The sequence below is a fragment of the Ruegeria sp. BHSA162 genome, assembly GCF_059613385.1.
In genome coordinates this window covers 1-4235 of record NZ_JBXWSK010000137.1, presented here as the reverse complement: position 1 = coordinate 4235, position 4235 = coordinate 1, and the positions used below count along the sequence as shown (strand labels likewise).

The 4235-nt window shown below is 60.4% G+C and carries 5 protein-coding genes; all 5 read left to right on the top strand.

Translation table 11 applies throughout. From position 1 onward, the window contains the following. The first annotated feature begins 44 nt into the window (after positions 1-44). A complete protein-coding gene (locus AC2FM5_RS19325; RefSeq protein WP_170343068.1) occupies positions 45-974 on the top strand; it encodes an ABC transporter ATP-binding protein in 930 nt (309 codons plus the stop codon). After that, on the top strand, positions 971-1732 hold the full coding sequence (locus AC2FM5_RS19320; RefSeq protein WP_496737579.1) for an ABC transporter permease: 762 nt from the start codon (positions 971-973) through the stop codon (positions 1730-1732). The genes AC2FM5_RS19325 and AC2FM5_RS19320 overlap by 4 nt, the downstream gene beginning before the upstream one ends. 104 nt (positions 1733-1836) lie before the next feature. Next, positions 1837-2634, top strand: coding sequence for a S49 family peptidase (locus tag AC2FM5_RS19315; protein ID WP_170342352.1), 798 nt, complete (start codon positions 1837-1839; stop codon positions 2632-2634). Between the two features lie 168 nt (positions 2635-2802). Next, complete coding sequence (locus tag AC2FM5_RS19310) at positions 2803-3753, top strand: calcium/sodium antiporter (RefSeq protein ID WP_170342350.1); 951 nt, start codon at positions 2803-2805, stop codon at positions 3751-3753. A 22-nt stretch (positions 3754-3775) separates the two neighbouring features. Continuing rightward, a partial coding sequence (locus tag AC2FM5_RS19305) for an SDR family NAD(P)-dependent oxidoreductase (RefSeq protein WP_496737575.1) occupies positions 3776-4235 on the top strand: 460 nt, incomplete at its 3' end.

Below are 4235 nucleotides of genomic sequence, written 5' to 3'. Positions count from 1 at the left end.
AATCCTCTGGCGCGATACTGTCCCGGCCAGAACTGGGAAAACGCATGACGACAATTCTTTCGATCAAGGATCTGCGCAAAACCTATGCCGGCGGGTTCGAAGCGCTGAAAGGCGTATCGCTGGACATCGAAGAGGGCGAGATCCTGGCCCTGCTCGGTCCGAACGGGGCGGGAAAGACAACCCTGATCTCGACGGTTTGCGGGATTACCACGCCCACGTCTGGGACCGTCACAGTAGGGGGGCACGACATCCTCACGGACTTTCGTGCAGCCCGGCGCATGATCGGCCTCGTGCCGCAGGAAATTGCGCTGGAGCCGTTCGAGAAGGTCTGGAACACCGTACGGTTTTCGCGCGGTCTGTTCGGCTATGGGCAGGACAGTGCCCGGATCGAAGAGATCCTGCGCAAGCTGTCGCTGTGGGACAAGCGCAAGAACGCGATCAAGGAACTGTCGGGCGGCATGAAGCGGCGGGTGCTGATCGCCAAGGCGCTGGCGCACGAGCCGCGGGTGCTGTTTCTGGATGAACCCACCGCCGGTGTGGATGTCGAACTGCGCAAGGACATGTGGGCCATCGTCGACGAGTTGAAGGCTGCCGGTGTCACCATCATTCTGACCACCCACTACATCGAAGAGGCCGAAGCCATCGCCGACCGGATTGGTGTGATCGACAAGGGCGAACTGATGCTGGTGCAGGACAAAAACACCTTGATGGCGCAGATGGGCAAGAAGCAGATCGAGGTCATGCTGACCCGCACGATCTCGGACATTCCCGGCAGTCTGGCCCACCACAATCTGGTGCTGAACGGGCAGGGCGATGCGCTGATCTATACCTACGACACCAACGCCGATCGCACTGGCATCACCACTTTGCTGAATGACGTGGCCGAGGCGGGGCTGGTGTTGCGTGACGTTCAGACCCGGCAATCGAGCCTGGAAGAGATTTTCGTCAACCTCGTGTCCGGAGATGCCGCATGAACTGGTCCGCCATCGCCGCCATCTACCGGTTCGAAATGGCCCGGTTCTTCCGCACCCTCGCGCAGAGCTTTCTGTCACCGGTTCTGTCGACCTCGCTGTACTTCGTGGTGTTTGGCACTGCCATCGGCAGTCGCATCCAGGAGGTCGATGGCGTCTCCTACGGCGCCTTCATCGTGCCGGGGCTGATCATGCTGTCGGTGGTGATGCTGTCGATCTCGAACGCGTCCTTTGGCATCTATTTCCCCAAGTTCCTGGGCACGATCTACGAACTGCTCTCGGCTCCGGTGAATTTCATCGAGATCGTGATCGGCTATGTGGGCGCCGCCGCGACCAAGGCGTTGTTCGTGGGATTGGTGATCCTGACCACCGCCACGTTCTTCGTGGACATCCGCATCGAGCACCCCTTCGCGATGGCCGCCTTTCTGATCCTGTCCTGCCTCAGCTTTTCCCTGCTGGGCTTCATCATCGGGATCTGGGCCAGCAATTTCGAACAGATGTCGTTGGTACCGCAGCTGGTTGTGACGCCTCTGATCTTTCTGGGCGGCACGTTCTACTCGATTTCGATGCTGCCGCCGGTGTGGCAGACGATCTCGTTGTTCAACCCGGTGGTCTATTTGATCTCGGGCTTTCGCTGGTCGTTTTACGGGCTTTCGGACGTGCCCATTCTGCTTAGCCTTCTGGCGATCCTGGCCTTTACCGGCTTCTGCCTGGCGGTCATCGGTTGGATCTTCAAAACCGGGTGGCGCATCCGCAGCTAGGGCGTTGCATTTTTGCCGTGGCTGAACAGGATTTTGGTTCACGTCACGTTCATGGCAGGTGGGGTCCCTTGTTTAAGGGGCGGGCGCACTCTACATCGGCACCCATGAAACTCAGCCTGCCGTTTCTCAACAAGCAGCCAACCGTGGCTGTCGTTCGCCTGTCCGGAGCCATTGGAATGGCTGGCCGAGCCTCGCTGAACGATGCCTCTTTGGCACCGGTTCTGGAAAAAGCCTTCCGCAAGGGAAAACCTGCCGCCGTCGCGCTCGAGATCAATTCGCCGGGCGGATCGCCGGTGCAAAGCTCGCTGATCGGTGCGCGGATCCGACGGTTGGCCGACGAGTTCAAGGTGCCAGTCCATGCCTTTGTCGAGGACGTGGCGGCCTCGGGTGGTTATTGGCTTGCGGCTTCGGCGGACGAGATCTGGGCGGATGACAGCTCGGTTCTGGGGTCGATCGGGGTCATCTCCTCGGGGTTCGGAGCCCATGTTTTTCTGGCCCGTCAGGGGATCGAGCGGCGCGTGCACACCGCCGGGAAATCCAAATCGATGCTGGACCCGTTCTCTCCGGAGAAAGAAGAGGATGTCGCGCGTCTCAAGGGGCTTTTGGAGGACATCCACCAGAATTTCATTGCCTATGTGAAAGCTCGGCGCGGCAGTCGCTTGGACGAGGCCGCCGATCTGTTTACCGGTGAAATCTGGCTGGCGCGGCGTGCGCATGAACTTGGGCTGATCGACGGCATCGCGCATCTGAAGCCAAGGATGCAGGAAGTGTTTGGCGACAAGGTCAAATTCCGGCGCTACGGGTTGCGCCGACCGATCTGGTCGCGTTTCGGAACGGACATGGCACAGGACGCCATTTCCCTGCTCGAGGAGCGCGCGGCCTACGCGCGCTTTGGTATGTGACGTGATCGTCAAGGTCGTCATTCTGTTTCTGGTTGCCATGGGGGTCCTGGCGATGTTCGGAAAGCTGCGCTTTCCCGGCCAACAGCGATTGAACTCCGCGAAATGTCCGCGCTGCGGTCGATTCCGGATCGGCAAGGGCCCCTGCAAATGTGAGCAAGGAGGGCGTCGATGACGGCCTGGCTGCTTTCCGGTCTTGGCTTGTTGATCCTGCTGTTGGCCGGTGACGCGCTGGTGCGGGGTGCGGTGAATCTCAGCCTGCGTCTGGGTGTTCCCGCCCTAATCGTCAGCCTGACGATCGTGGCCTTCGGTACCTCGGCGCCTGAGCTTCTGATTGCCATCAAGGCCATCGAGGAAAATGCGCCCGGTATCGCGTTGGGCAATGTCGTCGGTTCGAACACGGCCAACATCCTGCTGGTCTTGGGTTTGCCGGCCTTGCTGGCCACGATCCACAGCAGCGAATGCAACACGCGCAGAAACTACATCTTCATGTTGCTGGCCTCGGTTCTGTTCATCGGTTTGGCCTTTTGCGGGGAATTCAACCTGTTCAGCGGGGCAATCCTGCTGGCGGGATTGGCTCTGATCCTGCTCAACGCCTTCCGAGAAGCGCACGCGCATCGCAACTCCTGCTCGGAAGAGCAGGACCTGGAAACGCTGGAAGAGGCCGACCCGGACATGCCGTACTGGAAGGTGTCGCTGTATCTGGTGCTGGGGCTGATTGGCCTGCCGATGGGCGCGCACCTTCTGGTCGACAACGCGACCATCATTGCGCGGACCTACGGGGTCAGTGAAACGGTGATCGGGTTGACGCTGGTCGCGGTCGGAACCTCGCTTCCCGAACTGGCGACCACCGTCATGGCCGCGTTGCGCCGGCAGGCCGATGTTGCTCTGGGCAACGTCATCGGTTCGAACATGTTCAACCTTCTGGGCATTGTCGGTATCGCCACGCTGTTCGGGCGCATCCCCGTGGACCCCGAATTCCTGCAATTCGATCTTTGGGTCATGCTGGGCTCGTCCTTGCTGCTGATCCCGTTCGTTTTCTTCAAGCAAGACATCACCCGGGTCTGGGGGTTCATATTGACACTGCTTTACGTCACATACGTCGTGATCTTGTTGGCCTGATCTGACTGAAAGGAGCCCCTTCATGACCCGAGCACTGGTGACCGGCGCCGGCATTCGACTGGGGCGGGCCATGGCGTTGTATCTGGCGAAACGTGGCATGGACGTTGCCGTGCATCACGCAACCTCGGGCGCTGCCGCTGCCGAGACCGTGTCCGAGATCCAGTCGATGGGCCGCAATGCCGTGGCGCTGCAGGCCGATCTGCTGGACGAGGATCAGGTGCAGACCCTTTTGCCGCGCGCGGCCGAGGCGCTGGGCGGTCCGATCACCTGTCTGGTCAACAATGCGTCGATCTTCGAATACGACAACATCCGCACTGCCACCCGGCAAAGCTGGGATCGCCACATGGACAGCAACCTGCGCGCGCCCTTCGTGCTGACGCAGGCCATGGCAAGCCAGGGTCTGGAACCCGAGATGGATGAGAATGACGAACCCGTCGCGACCGGCTTGATCGTGAATATGGTCGACATGCGGGTGCGCAAAC

Bases quoted from the DNA above. Each gene is read 5' to 3' on its own strand.
- AC2FM5_RS19310 (WP_170342350.1), top strand. From the start codon at position 2,803: ATGACGGCCTGGCTGCTTTCCGGTCTTGGCTTGTTGATCCTGCTGTTG.
- AC2FM5_RS19315 (WP_170342352.1), top strand. From the start codon at position 1,837: ATGAAACTCAGCCTGCCGTTTCTCAACAAGCAGCCAACCGTGGCTGTC.
- AC2FM5_RS19325 (WP_170343068.1), top strand. From the start codon at position 45: ATGACGACAATTCTTTCGATCAAGGATCTGCGCAAAACCTATGCCGGC.
- AC2FM5_RS19320 (WP_496737579.1), top strand. From the start codon at position 971: ATGAACTGGTCCGCCATCGCCGCCATCTACCGGTTCGAAATGGCCCGG.